Raw genomic sequence first — 16,342 nt, 5'->3', positions numbered from 1 at the left:
GGAGACGGTGGCTGGGCTGGGCGGTGGGCCTTGACACGGAGGCGGGAACCCCGGGGCGGCGGGACCTGGGGTGGGACCTGGGGCGGAGACGAACCCGAGGCGCGGGGAACCCGAGGCGGTCCGAGGGTGACGCGGGTCGGGGGCGCCGAGATATGCGATGTCCGGTTTGGGGTGGGTTGGGAGAGGAGGGGTGTGTCAGGATCGGCCCGTGGTGGATGACAGGCGGCGGCGGTTGGATGCGCTGCGGAACTGTGAGCGGATCCTGTCCGGGTATCCCCCGGCGACGATGCGGGGGCGGCTGGCCGAGCTCGAGGCGGGCGCGGACCTGGACCGAGATCCCGACTTCTACGGCGACGGGCCGGTGGCTGAGCTGGAGGAGAAGGTGGCCGGGCTACTGGGGAAGGAGGCGGCCGTGTTCTTCCCCACGGGCACGATGGCCCAGCAGGTGGCCCTGCGGTACGGCGCGGGGGTGACGGGGCGGACGGCGGTGGCACTGCACCGGCTGGGGCATCAGGAGCTCCACGAAAGGCAGGCCCACACCCAGCTCACCGGGCTGAGGAGCGTGTGGCCGACGACGGCGCCCCGGAACCCGACGGCGGCCGAGATCGCCAGGCTGGAGGAGCCGGTCGGGAGCGTGGTGATCGAGCTGCCGTTGCGGGACGCCGGGTTTGTGCTGCCGACCTGGGACGAGCTGACGGCGGTGGCGGAGGCGGCGCGGGCCAAGGGGGCGCGGGTGCACTTCGACGGGGCGCGGCTTTGGGAGTCGACCACCTTCCTGGAGCACTCGCTGAGCGAGATCGCCGGGCTGGCCGACAGCGTGTACGTGTCGTTCTACAAGACCGTCCGTGGTCTGAGCGGGGCCGCGCTGGTGGGTGACGCGGAGCTGGCGGCCTATGCGCGGGCTTGGCGGCATCGGTACGGCGGGAACGTGTTCCAGCAGTGGCCGGCGGCGTTGACCGCGTTGGCTGGGCTGGAGCGGGAGTTGCCTCGGCTTCCCGGATTCGTCCGGCATGCGCGGACGGTTGCCGAAGGGCTGGCCAGGGTGAAGGGTGCGAGGGTTTTTCCGGAACCGCCGCACACGCACCAGTTTCGGCTGTTTCTGCCGTATCGCGCCGAGGTGCTCAACCGGGCGGCGCTGGTGCTGGCGGAGGATGAGCGGGTGTGGTTCGCCGGTGGGTGGGTCGAGGATGAGGTGCCGGGCATGGCGATGGCCGAGATCATGGTGGCCGAGCATGCGCTGGAGTGGACGGCCGAGCAGGTGGCCGAGGTCGGCGCCCGCTTCGCCCACCTGGCCCAAAGCATGTCCACTTGACGGAAACCGCCGAGCCGGCCACTTCCCGCCGCAGCACCTGGGCGTGACGAGCTGGCCCCATGGCTGGAACCCGGGCAGGCCGGAAGCCCGCCGGACCAGCCACCCCACCGGACCAAGCCACCCGGCCGCGCGGCCCCGCCGTACCCCCAAGGGGTCAGCGGCGGGTGAGGTCGCGCAGGGACGGTTCGCGGGCCAGGAGCGCCCGGGCCACGTCCCGGAGCTGGCGCGCCCGGTGCAGTTGGGCGGCCAGGTCGGTGCCGGTGGCCCGGTGGGCCATGTCGACCTCGACCTCCAGCACCCGGAAGCCCTTGCGCAGCAGGTCGATGGTGAGCCCGGTCTCCACCCCGAACCCGTGGGCCAGCGGCCGGGCGGCCTCGAAGGCGGCACGGGTGAGACACCGTTGCCCGTTGAGCGGCTGGACCGCCTCGAAGCCGGTGGCCCGGCGGATGCCCTCACGGGAGAGCTTGACCACCATCCCGTGCCCCCCGAGCTTGACCCGGGTGGCGAAGACGGCGATGGTCATGTCCGCCTCGTCCGCGAGCACGGGCTTGATCAGCGCGGAGGCCGCCGCGGCGGTGGCGCCGAGGTCGGCGTCGAGGAAGAGCAGGTGCCGGGTGGTGCCGGCGTCGTCGAGCAGCCGGACGGCTTCGGCGCCGCTCTCCATGGCCGCGGCCTTGCCGCGGTTGCGGCTGTGCCGTACGACACGGGCGCCCGCGGCCCGCGCGACCCGGCCGGTCTGGTCGGTCGAGCCGTCGTCCACGACCACGACGAGGTCGACGCCGGGCAGCGCGAGCGCCGCCTCGACGGTCGGGCCGATCCGCTCGGCCTCGTCCTTGGCCGGGATGACGGCGGCTACTGGCTGCGTCATGAGCCCTTGCCCTGGATGACGGCGGCGACAGGCTGCGTCATGAGCCCTCGCCCTGGGTGTCGGCGGCTACTGGCTGGGTCATGAGCCCTCGGAGATCAGGAACTCCTCCGGGACGGACTCATGCACGGTGAACACCGAGTCGAGCCCGGTGACCTGCAGAATCTTGCGTACGGCCGGCCGGGGCGCGGCGACGTCGAGGACGCCGCCCTGCTCCTTGATGCGCTTGAGCGCCGACAGCAGCACGTTCATCCCGGTGGAGTCGCAGAACTCCACCTGGGACATGTCGATGACCACTCGTTGGGGCCCGTCCTGGAGCAGCCGGGTGAATTCCGACTGCAGGCGGGGCGCCGTATAGAGGTCGATTTCACCGGCGATCTCCACAAGGGCGTGGCCGGCATGTGATCGAGTCGAGACCTTCAGCTCCACAGAAGGCAGGCTATCGGCGAGAGCGCCCCGGGTCACGTTGATCCGCGGGTGTCAGGTTTTTGTCCCCCGTTTGGGCATCACGAAAACGCGGAGTACGCGAAGCTTAACTGTGTGAAACCGGCAAGGCCGGGAAGGGGGTAGGCCCATGCCTCCGAGTCCGGTCACCGCTCCCAGAAGGATGACGGGCGACGAGTTGGGCCCATTTGACAGATGAACCTTGAGCGACCTGAAGAACCTCAACGACAGCGGCTCCGTGAGCGGCTGGAGGGCATCCAGATCCGCGCGGAGAAGGCGACCTCGTGGCACGAGGACGCGGCCCATCTGCGGGAACTGGTCAACCACGAGGGGTACGTCCCGATCCGCACCCGCCTGGCGAGTGATGATCTCGACTTCCTCGAAGGCGCGCGTGACAACCTGCTCACGTTCGCCGCGCTCGGGCTGAGGCTGCTCGACCTGCATCAGCCCCGGGACGCGGGCGGCATCACCAGCGACACCGCGCATCCGATCCTTCGGTGCCGGAGTTGCATGTGGCGCTGGCCGTGCCCGACCTTCAGGGCCATGTCGGAGTCGTTCGGCACGCAGTCGTTGCCGGCGAAGCCGCAGGCTCCGGAGGAGGCCCCGCAGGAAGCGCCGCAGGGGACGCTGCAGGAAACGGCGTGAGGTGCGGGGCGCCGGATCAGTCCGGCGCCCAGTACTTCACCAGGACTTTCTGCAGGTGCGCCACCACCGGCTGCCAGGTCTTGGTCAGCGTGTAGCGGCTGACCCGGTGGCCCTTGTAGGTGAGGGTGTACTTGATGAAGTCCGCGCCCTGCGGCGGCTGCTCCGAGCGCCCGAGCTTGAGCGCCTTGAGCCGGTGCCGGAGCGTCTTCCACTCGCCGCGGGTCAGGCACTTGTCGATCGTGGGGCCTGTTCGTCTGCTGAGACGGACACACCCGTTCTTGTAGACGATCACCCGGTTGTCGAGGCCCGCGAAGCCGCCTTGTTCGCGGAGCTGGACGAGCGTCTTGGGGGCGGGGGCCGCGGTGGCCGCGACGGGGGTCAGCGCCACCGCGAGGAGGGACACGATGAGGATTCGCCACACCTTCATGCCTCTTTGACGGATGGGAGCGGCGTTCGGCTCACGCGAGGGGCAACCGGATCTCGAACCGGCAGCCGGGCCCCTCGTTGACGACGCCGATCCGGCCGTCGTGGGCGGCCACGAGTCCTTGGGCGATGGCCAGGCCGAGCCCGGCGCCGCCGTCGCGACCGGGGGTGCGGGCGCTCTCGCCGCGGAAGGCGACGTCGAACAGCCGGGGCAGGTCGGCGTCGGGGATGCCGCCGCAGCAGTCGCGTACGGCCAGGCACGCCGTCCCGCCGTCGGGTGACACCGAGGCGCTGACCGAGACGACCCCGTCGGCCGGGGTGTGCCGGATGGCGTTGACCACGAGGTTGCCCAGCGCCCGCCCGAGTGCGCCGGCGTCGGCCCGCAGCGGGATCCCGGCCACCGCCGAGTAGTCGAGCCGCACGCCCTTGGCCCTGGCCAGCGGCTCGAACTGGTCGACGGTGTCGGCGACCAAATCGCCCAGCCCGAGGGGCACGGGCGTCAGCTTGAGCGCGCCGGCGTGGATGCGGGAGAGCTCGAACAGGTCGTCCACCATGGCCGAGAGCCGTTCGACCTCGATGCGGATCTGCGCGTGGTAGCGGCTGACCGTGGCCGGGTCGTCGACCACGCCGTCCTCCAGCGCCTCGACCATCGCCCGCATCCCCGCCAGCGGCGTGCGCAGATCGTGACTCACCCAGGCGACCAGTTCGCGCCGGGCGCCTTCCAGTGCCCGCTCGCGCGCGTACGACTCCGACAGCGCGTGCGCGATGGCCTGCAGCTCGCTCGGCAACGACTCCGGCGGCACGAACTCCCCCTCGGTCCGTACGGCTTCCGCCAGCCGCCGGCTCTCGGCTACCACGCGCCGGGCCAGGATCATCGCCACCACCAGCCCGACCAGCCCGCCGACGGCGACGAACCCGAGGGCGGTGTTGCGCGCCGAGCCCTCCAGGGTCATCTCGAAGATCCCGGTCACCACGCCCGCCAGCGTGGCCAGCACCGCGACGACCACCACGAGCAGCACCATCGCCCGCAGGGTGCGCAGCCGCCGCATCACCAGCACGCCGACCAGCGCGACGGCGATCCCGAGCAGCGCGGCGATCATGACAGCGGCTCGTACCGGTAGCCGACCCCCCAGACCGTGACGATCCGCCGGGGCGTGGTCGGGTCGGGCTCCACCTTCTCCCGCAGCCGGCGCACGTGCACGGTGACGGTCGAGGTGTCGCCGAACGACCAGCCCCACACCTGGGAGAGCAGGGCGGCGCGGCTGAAGGCCTGGCGGGGGTTGCGCATCAGGTAGGCCAGCAGGTCGAACTCCCGCGCGGTCAGCGGCAGGTCCTGGCCGCCGAGCCGTACCTCGTGGGCGCCCACGTCCACCACCAGGTCCTCGTCGCGCAGGACGCCGGTGCCGGCGATCACCGTGGCGCCCCGGGCGCGGCGCAGCACCGACTGCACGCGCAGGGCCAGCTCGCGGGGGCTGAACGGCTTGGTCACGTAGTCGTCCGCGCCGGTCTCCAGGCCGACCACGCGGTCGATCTCCTCGCCCAGCGCGGTCAGCATGATCACCGGAACCGGCCAGCGCTCGCGCAGCTTCCTGCAGACCTGGAGCCCGTCCATCCTGGGCAGCATCAGGTCGAGCACCACCAGGTCGGGCGGCTCGGCCAGCGCGCGGCGCAGGGCCTCGGCGCCGTCGCCCACACACTCCACCCGGTGGCCGTCGCGTTCGAGGTACCTCGCCACGACCTCGGCGACCGTGGGGTCGTCCTCGACGACCAGGATGCGGGAGTTCACCCGTCTCACGGTACGGCGGCGCAACACGAAAGCGGCACGTTCGTCACGGGTTCGTAAGACCCGTCGCAGTCGGGCCCTTCACGACGTACGGTGGGCGCATGGGTCGTTTGGTAATGCTCGTCGCGGGCACGCTGCTCGCGATCTTCGTGCTGTTCAACTTCGTCGTCCCCATGGTCCTCGGACTGGTGAAGATCGCGCTCATCATCGGCGTCATCGGCCTGGTGGTCTTCCTGGTCGTCCGCATGGTCAGCGGGTCCTCCTCCTACCGGTGACCTTCCTTTTCGCGCTGGCCCTTCTGCACGATCCGGCCGGCCTGGTCATCGTCGCGGGACTGCTGCTCGCCTTCTGGGTGGGCAGCAGGCCGCAGCCGGTCTCCGAGACCGGGGTGCCCGTCTTCGCACGCGTCTACGGCCGGCGCACGGCCTTCCTGCGCCAGAGCGACCCCGACGCCGCGGGACGGCCCAAACCGAGAGCGCCTTCAGGGTGCCCTGCTTTCGCCTAGAAGCAGGACACTCCTTGAGAAGGGCTCATGATCGATTCGTTCGTCGCGCTTATCACCGGGCTCGCGCACCCGGCCGTCGTCATTGTCGGGTTCACGCTTGCCGTACGGCTGCTGCTCCTGCCGTTGAGCATCCGCCAGGCCCGCACCGCCAAGATCCGTGAGCGGCTCGCGCCGCGGCTGAAGCAGATCCAGAAGCGGTACGCCAAGAACCCGGAGCGGATGACGAAGGAGGTGCGGGAGCTCTACGCGAAGGAGGGCAGTTCGCCCTTCGCGGGCTTCCTGCCGGCCTTCGCGCAGATGCCGTTCCTGTGGCTGATGTATCAGGTCGCCACGCACCCGACCGCTCTGGTCGGGTACGACCCGCTCGGACTGACGCTGGCCGGCGTGGTCGCCAATTACGGTCTGATCAGCGGGCCATTTTTGGTCTTTGTGGTGTTGGTCGCGGCCATTGTCGTGGTGGCCTGGCTGACTTCACGCAAGGTGAAGGCGAAGCTACCCGAGGACCAGCCCGAAATGCTGCGCAAGATGTTGCCGATGTTCTCCTTCGGCTCGGCCGTGGCCGCCCTCTTCCTCCCGATGGCGGCCGGCCTCTACCTGCTGATCTCCGCAGCGTGGACCTACGGAGAACGAGCAGTCCTCTACGCCTAACCGGCTTCCTTCAACGCCGGCTCAGCAGCTACGACGTGCGGCGCGGGGACGACGGCCCAGACCGTGGTGACCTCGCCTTCATGGCGAACACCCCACTTCTCCGCGACGTACTCCACGATTCCGAGCCCCCGGCCCCCCAGCGAGGACAGGGCCGGTCGGCCCGCCCTCGGCTCGGTCGCCGCACCCCCGTCACTGACCGCCACTTCCACCAGATCGTCACTCAGCAGCCAGGCCACCCGGACCATGCCGGACGGCAGAGGATGGGCGTGCCGGAGGGCGTTGCTGAGCAGCTCGCTGACCACCAGCACCGCATCGTCGATCGCCCCGGAGAAGATCCCCCACTCCTGCAGTTCGCTGCTCAGGCGCTGGCGTGCGACGGCGACGCTGGACGGTGCGTAGGGCAGTAGCACCACGCTCGACACACCCACCTCCCCGATCCCAGTCCCCCCGTGGACCCACAGTGGGAACACACCCCGGTACGACCGAAATGCCCCGTTGCACGGTCACAGAAACCGGCGACCGATTACGGCTTGTCTACATTGGACGATAGATCAGCAGATCCGTGACCACATCGTTACTGCACCGGTGTGTCGGGTTCGATAAAGAGCGCCAGCCGCATCCTGGTCCCTCCCCCCGGCCTCGGGTGGGCGGTCACCTCGCCGCCCTGCGCGCGGGCCAGGGACCGCACGATGTACAGGCCCAGTCCCACGCCGCCGAACTTGCGCCGGTCGCCGCTGTCCACCTGGACGAACCGCTCGAAGATCCGTTCACGGTCGTCCGGCCTGATGCCGAGGCCCTCGTCGTCCACCACGACGACCACGGTGTCCTCCTCGGCCCAGGCCTCCACGGAGATCAGCCCGCCGTGCGGGGAGTACTTGAAGGCGTTCTCCAGCAACTGGCCCAGGATGATGTCGGTGGCCAGCGCGTCGCCTCTGACCAGCGGCAGCTCCGCCGGCAGGGAGACCTCGACCCGGTGCCGGTCCGACAGCACCGGCAGGCCCAGGGTCGCGGCGCGGACCCGCTCGGCCAGGTCGAAGGTCTCGATCCGCACGGCTAACTCGTCGGCCCCGGCCCGCGCGCCGAGCAGCAGGTGGTCCATGAGCTGCCCGAGCGAGCGCGCCCGCTCGGCGATCGTGTGCACCGCGCTGCGGCGTTCGGCGTCGGTCATCTTGTCCCAGCGCGCGTCCAGCGTGCTGGCGAAGCCGCGCACGATGGTGATCGGGGTGCGCAGCTCGTGGCTGGTGGTCGCCAGGAACAGGTCCTTGGCCTCCTCCAGCTCCTTGGCCGCGGTCACGTCGCGGAAGTCGACCACGACCTCGCCGGTCTCCTCGATGCGGGCGGCCACCATGTCCATCCAGCGCCCGGTGTCGAGCTGCACGGTCAGCTTCTCCCCCGGCTCGGGCAGCGGGAAGGGCGGCGGCCCGCCCAGCACGGCCTCGGCGGTGAAGCCGGTCAGCTCCCCGGCCGCCGGGTTCCACTGGAGCACCCCGCCCGCGCTGTCCAGGACGGCGATGCCGTCCGCGCTGGCGTCGAAGACCGCCCGCTCGTGCGCCCGCTGGCGCACCGCGTCCTGGTAGGCCACCGCGTTGCTCACCGCGATGCCGGCGTGCCCGGCCAGCAGTTCCAGCAGCTCCAGCTCGACATGCCCGGGCTTGCGGTCGGCGAAGAGCGCGTACAGCCCGCCGTACGGCCGGCCGCCCACCGCCGCCAGGCCGAGCGCGATGGTGTGCAGGCCGGGCAGCTCGGCCCAGATCAGGTCGTCGAGGTGGTGGCTCTCCAGGAGCACGGTCTTGCCGGTCCGCATCAGCTTGCCGACCAGGCTGGCGTTGAGGTCGGCCGTCGAGCCCTTGAGGTGCTCGGGCAGCCGGTGGGAGGAGACCAGCCGCAGCCGGTCGCCCTCGATCAGCACGAAGCCGCCCGCGTCGGCGCCGGTCAGCTCGCTCAGGCTGGCGGCGATCCGGTCGAGCACCGCGGGCAGCTCCAGCGCGGCGTTGATGTCGCCGACCACGTCGGTCAGCTTGCGCACGAGCTGCGCCCGGCGCGCTCCGCGGCTGCGCGCGGCGATGTCGTCACGGACCAGGTGATGGACGCACACGTACCCGACCACCGAGGCGCCCTGGCACAACGCGCTGGTGTCCACCCGCAGGTCGAGCAGGGTGCCGTCGCGCCGGAAGCGTTTGGTGCGCAGGGAGACCTGCCCGCCCGTCCGCACCCGCTCCAGCACCGCGTTGTGCTCGGCGGTCAGCTCGCCCGGCACGATCGGGGCGCGCCGTCCCACCAGCTCCTCGGCGCTCCAGCCGAACAGCCGCTCGGCGGCCGGGTTCCAGGCCAGCACGGTCTGGTCGCGGTCGAGCGCCACCACGGCGTTGGGCGAGCTGGCGAGCACGGCCTCTGCCAAGCTGTCGTCCCAGTCGCCACTCACCTCTCCATAGTGCCGACGTCACGGGCGCTCCGCAGGCCGATCCGTCCGATACGCTGCGCTCACCATGTCAGACCTGGACGCACTGCTTAGAGTGACCTCTCCCGACTATCGGGGCGAAGGCCCGCCCGACATCGCCTTCGGCACCTACGACGGCGCGGTCGGCCGGCTGGTGCTGGCCGTGACCGCGCGGGGCGTGGCCTCCTGCGGGTACGAGGACGAGCACGTCGTCTTCGAGCGGCTGAGCCGTACCGCCGGGGGGTCGATCGGGCCGGACGCGCGCCGGCTCGACCCGGTGCGGCGCGAGCTCGACGCCTACTTCTCCGGGCGGTTGCGCGCCTTCACCGTCACCGCCGACCTGCAGCTCGCCACGCCGTTCTCGCGGACCGTGCTGCAGATGGTGGCGGCGGTGCCGTACGGGAGCACGACCACGCGTGCGGAGCTCGCCGAACGCATCGGGCGGCCCCAGGCGCTCCATGCGATCAGCAACGCGCTCAGCACCAACCCGGTCTGCGTGATCGTGCCGTGCCACCGGGTGGCCGACGACGGCGGCTACGCGGGGGGCGCAGCCGCCAAGCGGCATCTGCTCACCGTCGAGAACCGAGCCCGATGAGCCAGGTCACCAGGGCCGAGACGACGAAGGCGCCCAGGGCCGCGCTCATCCACGGCTGAGGGGTGAAGCCGATCGCCTCGCGGGCGCCGTTCCAGATCGCCGCCCACCACGCCACCTTCGGCGGCGCGGCCAGCATCCACCAGGTGACGAAGCCGAGGACCCACGGCACGACCATGAGCCAGCGGCTCGGCGCGTCGTCGGCGGTGTTCCAGCGGGCCCGGCCGCCGAGCAGGAAGTAGTCGACGGTCAGCACGGCGAACATCGGGACGAAGACGGCGCCGATGATGCTGAGGAAGGCGCCGTAGGAGTTGACGTCCACGACCAGGGCGACGCCGATGGTCAGCACGCCGATCGCCACGGACAGGATCCGCCGGTCCACCTTGGGCAGCAGGTTCTGCAGGGACATCGTGGTCGAGTAGTTGTTGGCGAAGGACTGGTCGGTCTCGCGCAGCACCAGGATGCCGAAGAAGAACGCGCCCAGCGGGGCCGCGACGAACGGCGCGAACACCGCGGTCGAGTCGGCCAGCACCGCCTGGTGCCCGGCGATGGCCACCGCGTAGACGCCGATCACCAGGCAGGCCACCTGCGCCAGGCTGTAGCCGATCACCGCGCCGCCGAAGGCCGCGCCGCTGGAGCGCGAGTGCCGGGCGAAGTCGGCCGCCACCGGCACCCAGGAGATGGACAGCGCGATCACGAAGTCGACCGCCGGGACGAAGGCGTCCCACGTGCCGGAGACCGGCGGCGCCTCGCCGACCAGCACCACCGCGAACCACACCGTCGAGATGATCACGCCGGCGGTCACGACGCGACGGATCAGCCGGATCGCGCCGAGCGGGTAGATCGTCAGGACCACGGTGAGCACCCCGGCCACGATCACCCACACCGCGTACGGCACAGCCGTCCCGAAGATCGCCTGGGCCCCCTTGGAGATCACCCAGAGCTCGAACGCGCCCCACCCGAGCATCTGGATGACGTTGAGCAGGGTCGGGACGTACGACAGCTTGGCCCCGAACAGCCCGCGCAGCAGCACCATGGCCGGCCGCCCGGTCTGCGCGCCGGGCACCGCGGCCAGGCCCACCATGGCGGTGCCGATCAGGCTGCCCACCACGGTGGCGGTGATCGCCGCGGGCACGCTCAGCGGCGTGCCGCTGACCAGCGGGTCGATCATGAACAACGCGAAGGCGAACCCGAGCAGGCTCATGCCCAGGTTGGCCCAGAACGCGCTCTGGTCGAGCACCCCCAGGACCTTCGGGGGCGCCTCGTCCAGCGTCAGCGGCACTTCTGCATGGGGATCGGCGACATGCGCCATCACACACTCCCTACGCCGGCATTACCCGGACAGGTTCATGCGGTCGGCGACAGCGGTAGTCGCCCTCTCAGCCTGGTTGCCCCAAGCTCCCGCGGGTCTGAAATTTTCGACCGGATTATGTCACATCAGGCCACGAAAGGGGATTGCCCGGTCTCGCTGACCATCTCCCGGCCGGCGGCCTCCCACGCCTGCATGCCGCCTTCGACGTTGACCGCCTTGCGGCCGATGTGGTTGAGCCAGGCGGCGGCGTTGTAGGAGCGCCCGCCGATCCGGCAGAGCACGTAGAGCGTCTGGTCGGCCGGGACCTCCTCGACCCGCATCTGCAACTCGCCCAGGGGGATGTGCACCGCGGCGGGGGCGTGGCCGGCCACCCATTCGACCTGCTCACGCACGTCGAGCAGGTAGGCGTCGGCAGGCACCTCGCGGGCCTGAATCTCGGGAACCGTCATGCCCACCAGGCTACTTGAGCAACTTGCTCATCCGCCGGTCCGCCAGGGGCTTGCCGCCGGTCTGGCAGGTGGGGCAGTACTGGAGCGAGGAGTCGGCGAAGGAGACCTCGCGGATGGTGTCGCCGCACACGTCGCAGGGCTCGCCCGCCCGGTTGTGCACGCGCAGGCCGGACTTCTTCTCCGCCTTGAGGTCCTTGGCCGCCAGGCCGTGCGCCCGCTCCACCGCGTCACGCAGGGTGGTGACGATGGCCTCGTGCAGGTCGGCGACCTGGGCCTCGGTCAGCGACGAGGCGATCTTGAAGGGCGACATCCGGGCGGCGTGCAGCACCTCGTCGGAGTAGGCGTTGCCGATGCCGGCGATCACCTTCTGGTCGCGCAGCAGGCCCTTGATCTGGGTGCGGGAGCCGCCCAGGATCTGCTGGAGGGCCTGGACGGTGAAGGCGGGGTCGAGCGGGTCGGGGCCGAGGGCGGCCACGCCCGGCACCTCGTCCGGATTTTTCACCACGTAGACGGCCAGGCGTTTCTGCGTGCCCGCCTCGGTGAGCTCGAAGCCCGGCGCCAGGCCCAGCTCGTTCGGCGACAGCCGTACCCGCACCGCCAGCGGCCCCTTGCCGGGACGGACCGGTTTCGCGCCCGAGAGGTCCTCACGCCAGCGCAGCCAGCCGGCCCGCGCCAGGTGGATGACCAGGTGCAGGCCGTCGCAGTCGAGGTCGAGGAACTTCCCGTGCCGGGACACGCCGGTGATCTCCAGCCCGCCCAGCGCCGTGACGGGCGGGTCGAAGGTCTTCAGCGCCTGGAAGGCGACGACGTCCACGCCGAGGACCGTGTGGCCGACGGCCCGGTCGCGGAGGAACTCGACGAGAGATTCCACTTCGGGTAGTTCCGGCATGCGTCCAGAGTACGGTCCACAGGCTGTGGACAACGTCAGCCCGCGCTGAGCAGGTCCTTCGGCACCGGTTTGTCGTCGGCCAGCGCGTCGAACAGCCGCAGCGCCTTCTCCCTGTCCCACTTGACGCCCTCGCCGCCGCCCACCTGCTCGACGCCGCCGAACGGCACGACCGTGGTCACCGGGCTGTCGCCCATGGCCAGGCCGAGCGAGAGCAGGTCGAACGCGCCGGTGCCCTCGGAGACGTCGACCGAGTCGGTCGCCGCGGTGGCCAGCGGGATGGCGGTGAACGGGTTGATCAGCACGCCCGGGCTGGCGGCCTTCTTGACCACCGCGCCGAGGAACTGCCGCTGCCGCTTGGTCCGCTCGAAGTCGGGCAGCGCGCCGTTGTAGCGGGTGCGCACGTAGCCGAGCGCCTCGCCGCCGCTGAGCACCTGCTTGCCCTTCTTGAGCTTCAGCCCGGCCTTGGGGTCGTTGATGTTCTCGCTCACGTTGATCTCGACGCCGCCGACCGCGTCGACGATGCCGACGAACCCGGCGAAACCGATCTCCATGTAGTTGTCGATCCGCAGCCCGGTCGCGCCCTCGACGGTCCGCACCAGCAACTGCGGCCCACCGCCCTTGATCGCGTCGGAGTAGGCGGCGTTGAGCTTGTTGCGGCCGTTGCCGGGGATGGTGACCGCCGAGTCACGCGGGAGGCTGACCAGCGTGGACCGGCCGCCGCCGTCGGGGACGTGCAGCAACATCATCGAGTCGGTGCGCCGGCCGACCGCGCGGCCGGTGGCCAGCTTGCGGCGCTGCGCCGCGGTCAGGCCCTTGCGGCTGTCGGAGCCGACCAGCAGCCAGTTGGTGCCCGGCCCGTCGGCGGGACGGCCCTCGTAGTCGTCGAGCACGCCGGCGATGGTGTTGATCCGGCCGTCGATCCAGAAGAACCCGACCACCGCCAGCACCAGCAGCACGGCCAGCAGGCCGGCCAGCACCCCGCCGACGATCTTCCAGCGGAAACGGAAGCCGCCGCCGGTCCTGGGGCCGCGCGGCGGCTTGGGGCCCTTCGGCGGCGGCGCGGGCGAGTTCAGCGGACGCACCGGGCTCTTCCCCTCCCGCACCTTGCCGTAGACCTTGGAGCGGCCCTTCGGCTGCTCCTGCTGCTGCTCGTAGGCCGCGGTACGCGGCGCTGGGGGTTGCTCGTGCCGCGCGGTGGGTGCCACGCTCCCGGGCAGCGGATGTGCGGGCACGCCTCGCGGAGCGCCCTGGCCCGGGAGCGGGCGGCGGTCCTGCGGTGAGCGGACCGCCCGCGTTCGGTCGTCCTCGGACATGCTGGTCTGTTCCTCCCCCTTGCTTGCATTAGACGCTACGTCGCCTCTTTGACCATCGCAGACAACCGGCCAAGGTTTTCCTAGGGATAAGTACGCACAGCGACCCTCGGAAACAATCACACCTGCCTCGACCGTTACCTTTATCGACGTCAACCAGCGAAAGGAAGCTCGTGTCCGCTCCCGACCCGTGGAGTATGTGCCCGTGCGCTTGCACGGGACTTTCTGAAGGCTCGCCCCGGTGAGCGCCTATCTGGGGCTGGCCGCCCTGTTCCTCCTCACCGCGGCGACCGGATACTTCGTCGCCCAGGAGTTCGCCTTCGTCGCCGCCGACCGCGGCATCCTCCGAGACCAGGCCGCCGCCGGCGATCCAGCCGCCGAGCGGGCGCTCAAGGTGACCTCGCGGTTGTCCTTCATGCTCTCCGGCGCGCAGCTCGGCATCACGGTGACCGCGCTGATCGTCGGTTTCCTCGCGGAACCCGCCATCGCCACGCTGGTCAGACCCCTGCTGGGGGACCTGCCCGCGGGCTTCTCCGTGGCCATCGGCGTCATCGTCGCCACCATCGTGCAGATGGTGCTGGGCGAGCTGATGCCCAAGAACCTCGGCATCGCCAAGCCCGAGCAGGTCGCCAAGTTCCTGTCCCGCTCGACCCTCGTCTACCTGGCCGTCGCCGGCCCGCTGATCCGGCTGTTCGACACCGCCGCGGTCAAGCTGCTGCGCGCGGTGGGCGTCGAGCCGGTCGAGGAGGTCGAGCAGGGCGCCACGCCCGAGGAGCTCTCCCGGATCATCGCCGAGTCCACCGAGGCCGGCGAGCTGCCGCCCCGGCTGTCCGAGCTGCTGGCCCGGGCCCTGGAGTTCGGTGACCGCAACGCCGAGGAGGCCATGGTCCCGCGCCCCCGCGTGGTGGCTCTGCGCGCCGACCGGCCCATCTCCCACCTGATCGAGTGCATGCGCGAGAGCGGACACTCCCGCTTCCCGGTGGTCGGCGCCGACGGCGACGTCATCGGCGTCACCGGCGTGCGCGAGCTGCTGGCCTCCGGCCTGAGCGAGGGCTCGATCACCGAGATCACCCGGCCCGCCGTGCTGGTGCCGGACTCCCTGCCGCTCCCCGCCGTCCTGGAGCGCATGCGCCAGGGCCGCGACGACCTGGTCTGCGTCATCGACGAGTACGGTGACCTGGCCGGCGTCATCTCCATCGAGGACCTCGCCGAGGAACTCGTGGGCGAGCTGGTCGACGAGAACGACCCCGAGCCGCTGGGCGCCGTCCAGCAGCCCGACGGCGTCTGGGACGTGCCCGGCACGCTGCGCCTCGACGAGATCGAGCGCGCGACCGGCCTGTCCCTGCCGGAGAGCGACGACTACGACACCGTCGCCGGCCTCGTCCTGGCCAGGTTGGGACGCATGCCCGAGCCCGGCGACACGGTCACCGTCGAGCTCACTCCCGAGCTCGACCTGTTCGACGAGGACTCCCCGGAGCAGGAGGCGGTCCTGACCGTCCTCTCGCTGCACCGCCGCGTTCCCGAGTGGGTACGGCTGGCGCCGGTCCGGGTGGAGGTCACCCAATGATCGGCATGTTGCTGCTGAGCCTGGGCCTGCTCGTGGCCAACGCGCTCTTCGTCGCGGCCGAGTTCGCCTTCGTCTCGGCCCGCCGGCACCGCCTGGAGGAGATCGCCTCGGGCGGCAGCCGGCTGACCCGCGTGGTCGCCCGTTCGGCGGTCGGCGGCAGCCGGCAGCTCTCCCTCATGCTGGCCGGCGCCCAGCTCGGCATCACGCTGTGCACGCTGGGCCTGGGCATGGTGACCGAGCCCGCGATCGAGCACTTCCTGGAGCCGGTCTTCGCCGCCGCCGGGGTGCCCGAGGGGCTGCGCGTGCCGATCGCGCTCACCCTGGCGCTGGCCCTGGTGACCTTCCTGCACATGGTGGTCGGCGAGATGGCGCCCAAGTCGTGGGCGCTGACGCACCCCGAACTGGCCGCGCTGGTGCTGACCGTGCCCTTCCGGGCGTTCACCTGGCTGATGCGGCCGCTGCTGTCGGCGCTGAACGGCCTGACCAACCTGCTGCTGCGCGCCTTCGGCGTGCGGGCCCGCGACGAGCTGGCCACCACCAGGACGCCGCACCAGCTCGCCATGCTGGTCGGCGAGTCCGGGCGGATGGGCCTGCTCGACCGCGACGAGCACGACCTGCTCACCCGCGCGCTCCGGCTGGAGGCCGAGGGCATCGAGCGGCACATGGTGCCCATGGACCGGATCGTCTTCGTCCCGGCGGACGCCGGGTCGGAGCAGATCAAGCGGATCGCCGGCGGCAGCGGGCACCTGCGGCTGCTCGTGGGCGACCCGCGGGACATCAAGGGCGTCCTGCACGCCCGTGACGCCGTGCTGCGGCCTACGGCCAAGGCCGACGAGCTCGCCCGTCCTCTGCCGCGGCTGGCCTGCGTGACGCAGGTCCCCGAGGCGGTGGCGGGGCTGCAGGAGGCCCGTGCGCACCTGGCGCTGGTCACCGGGGGCGACGGGCGGCCGATCGGCATGGTCAGCCTCACCGACCTGGTCGGCGAACTGCTCAACACCCGCGTCGCCGTCTGACAACCGACCCCCGGCGTACGGCTCCCACCGTACGCCGGGGTCGGGTTGTGTGACATGTATCACCCTGAGCCGTCGCCCGGCCGGCGAGCAGCCGGCTCATCGATCGCGAGGGGACACGCCTGAGGGGTGTTCGCTCTGAGCGAACCCC

General features: G+C 71.1%; 19 protein-coding genes and 1 riboswitch. Of the genes, 8 read left to right on the top strand and 11 right to left on the bottom strand.

Annotated elements, in window-relative coordinates:
- Positions 1–208: 208 nt before the first annotated feature.
- Complete coding sequence (locus ACIBG7_RS40750) at positions 209–1,312, top strand: threonine aldolase family protein (protein ID WP_397339727.1); 1,104 nt, start codon at positions 209–211, stop codon at positions 1,310–1,312.
- A 154-nt stretch (positions 1,313–1,466) separates the two neighbouring features.
- Here the strand turns inward: ACIBG7_RS40750 and ACIBG7_RS40745 are convergent, their stop codons facing one another.
- Positions 1,467–2,180: a glycosyltransferase family 2 protein gene (locus ACIBG7_RS40745; RefSeq protein ID WP_397339726.1), complete on the bottom strand. Its 714-nt coding sequence runs from the start codon at positions 2,178–2,180 to the stop codon at positions 1,467–1,469.
- Between the two features lie 78 nt (positions 2,181–2,258).
- A complete protein-coding gene (locus tag ACIBG7_RS40740) occupies positions 2,259–2,606 on the bottom strand; it encodes an STAS domain-containing protein (protein WP_357919024.1) in 348 nt (115 codons plus the stop codon).
- Between the two features lie 210 nt (positions 2,607–2,816).
- On the opposite strand from ACIBG7_RS40740, the gene ACIBG7_RS40735 reads away from it, so the two are divergent.
- Positions 2,817–3,266 carry a hypothetical protein gene (locus tag ACIBG7_RS40735; RefSeq protein ID WP_357919021.1) on the top strand — a complete coding sequence of 150 codons (450 nt, stop codon included), beginning with the start codon at positions 2,817–2,819 and terminating at the stop codon, positions 3,264–3,266.
- A 16-nt stretch (positions 3,267–3,282) separates the two neighbouring features.
- Here ACIBG7_RS40735 and ACIBG7_RS40730 read toward each other — a convergent pair whose 3' ends face one another.
- The 3 genes from ACIBG7_RS40730 to ACIBG7_RS40720 are packed head-to-tail and all read right to left on the bottom strand — an operon-like array spanning position 3,283 to position 5,475.
- On the bottom strand, positions 3,283–3,693 hold the full coding sequence (locus tag ACIBG7_RS40730; protein ID WP_357919018.1) for a hypothetical protein: 411 nt from the start codon (positions 3,691–3,693) through the stop codon (positions 3,283–3,285).
- Between the two features lie 31 nt (positions 3,694–3,724).
- Positions 3,725–4,789: a HAMP domain-containing sensor histidine kinase gene (locus ACIBG7_RS40725; RefSeq protein ID WP_357919015.1), complete on the bottom strand. Its 1,065-nt coding sequence runs from the start codon at positions 4,787–4,789 to the stop codon at positions 3,725–3,727.
- Entirely contained in the window at positions 4,786–5,475 is a 690-nt protein-coding gene (locus tag ACIBG7_RS40720; RefSeq protein ID WP_397339725.1) for a response regulator transcription factor, read from the bottom strand. Before ACIBG7_RS40720 ends, ACIBG7_RS40725 begins: the two co-directional genes overlap by 4 nt.
- Before the next feature lie 98 nt (positions 5,476–5,573).
- Between ACIBG7_RS40720 and ACIBG7_RS40715 the strand changes: the two genes are divergently transcribed.
- Genes ACIBG7_RS40715 through ACIBG7_RS40705 form a run of 3 tightly spaced genes read left to right on the top strand, consistent with a single transcriptional unit; the run spans position 5,574 to position 6,625 of the window.
- Positions 5,574–5,747 (top strand): hypothetical protein, encoded by a 174-nt coding sequence (locus ACIBG7_RS40715; RefSeq protein WP_397339724.1) that lies wholly within the window; start codon positions 5,574–5,576, stop codon positions 5,745–5,747.
- Complete coding sequence (locus ACIBG7_RS40710) at positions 5,744–5,977, top strand: DUF6412 domain-containing protein (protein WP_357919005.1); 234 nt, start codon at positions 5,744–5,746, stop codon at positions 5,975–5,977. Before ACIBG7_RS40715 ends, ACIBG7_RS40710 begins: the two co-directional genes overlap by 4 nt.
- A gap of 27 nt (positions 5,978–6,004) precedes the next feature.
- Entirely contained in the window at positions 6,005–6,625 is a 621-nt protein-coding gene (locus ACIBG7_RS40705) for a membrane protein insertase YidC (RefSeq protein WP_357919002.1), read from the top strand.
- On the opposite strand, the gene ACIBG7_RS40700 is transcribed toward ACIBG7_RS40705, so the two are convergent.
- Both ACIBG7_RS40700 and ACIBG7_RS40695 read right to left on the bottom strand, forming a co-directional pair.
- Complete coding sequence (locus ACIBG7_RS40700) at positions 6,622–7,047, bottom strand: ATP-binding protein (protein ID WP_357918999.1); 426 nt, start codon at positions 7,045–7,047, stop codon at positions 6,622–6,624. The two genes, ACIBG7_RS40705 and ACIBG7_RS40700, sit on opposite strands and share 4 nt — an antisense overlap.
- Before the next feature lie 152 nt (positions 7,048–7,199).
- Positions 7,200–9,047, bottom strand: a complete 1,848-nt coding sequence (locus ACIBG7_RS40695; protein ID WP_357918997.1) for a PAS domain S-box protein — start codon at positions 9,045–9,047, stop codon at positions 7,200–7,202.
- A gap of 91 nt (positions 9,048–9,138) precedes the next feature.
- Here ACIBG7_RS40695 and ACIBG7_RS40690 point away from each other — a divergent pair, with 91 nt between their 5' ends.
- A complete protein-coding gene (locus ACIBG7_RS40690; RefSeq protein WP_357918994.1) occupies positions 9,139–9,657 on the top strand; it encodes a methylated-DNA--[protein]-cysteine S-methyltransferase in 519 nt (172 codons plus the stop codon).
- Here ACIBG7_RS40690 and ACIBG7_RS40685 read toward each other — a convergent pair.
- The 4 genes from ACIBG7_RS40685 to ACIBG7_RS40670 form a co-directional block, all read right to left on the bottom strand.
- On the bottom strand, positions 9,632–10,966 hold the full coding sequence (locus ACIBG7_RS40685) for a purine-cytosine permease family protein (protein ID WP_397339723.1): 1,335 nt from the start codon (positions 10,964–10,966) through the stop codon (positions 9,632–9,634). The two genes, ACIBG7_RS40690 and ACIBG7_RS40685, sit on opposite strands and share 26 nt — an antisense overlap.
- Positions 10,957–11,069: riboswitch (TPP riboswitch) on the bottom strand. It overlaps the preceding gene by 10 nt.
- Positions 11,070–11,091: 22 nt before the next feature.
- Entirely contained in the window at positions 11,092–11,415 is a 324-nt protein-coding gene (locus ACIBG7_RS40680; RefSeq protein WP_357918988.1) for a rhodanese-like domain-containing protein, read from the bottom strand.
- Positions 11,416–11,425: 10 nt separating this feature from the next.
- Positions 11,426–12,304: a DNA-formamidopyrimidine glycosylase family protein gene (locus tag ACIBG7_RS40675; RefSeq protein WP_357918985.1), complete on the bottom strand. Its 879-nt coding sequence runs from the start codon at positions 12,302–12,304 to the stop codon at positions 11,426–11,428.
- A 35-nt stretch (positions 12,305–12,339) separates the two neighbouring features.
- A complete protein-coding gene (locus tag ACIBG7_RS40670) occupies positions 12,340–13,617 on the bottom strand; it encodes an LCP family protein (protein ID WP_397339722.1) in 1,278 nt (425 codons plus the stop codon).
- A gap of 238 nt (positions 13,618–13,855) precedes the next feature.
- Here ACIBG7_RS40670 and ACIBG7_RS40665 point away from each other — a divergent pair, with 238 nt between their 5' ends.
- Positions 13,856–15,181 carry a hemolysin family protein gene (locus tag ACIBG7_RS40665; RefSeq protein ID WP_397339721.1) on the top strand — a complete coding sequence of 442 codons (1,326 nt, stop codon included), beginning with the start codon at positions 13,856–13,858 and terminating at the stop codon, positions 15,179–15,181.
- On the top strand, positions 15,178–16,194 hold the full coding sequence (locus ACIBG7_RS40660; RefSeq protein WP_397339720.1) for a hemolysin family protein: 1,017 nt from the start codon (positions 15,178–15,180) through the stop codon (positions 16,192–16,194). Before ACIBG7_RS40665 ends, ACIBG7_RS40660 begins: the two co-directional genes overlap by 4 nt.
- Positions 16,195–16,342: the final 148 nt, after the last annotated feature.

This window comes from Nonomuraea sp. NPDC050328 (genome assembly GCF_044459405.1).
Lineage (GTDB): Bacteria > Actinomycetota > Actinomycetes > Streptosporangiales > Streptosporangiaceae > Nonomuraea.
This window is presented reverse-complemented; position numbering and strand designations above follow the sequence as displayed.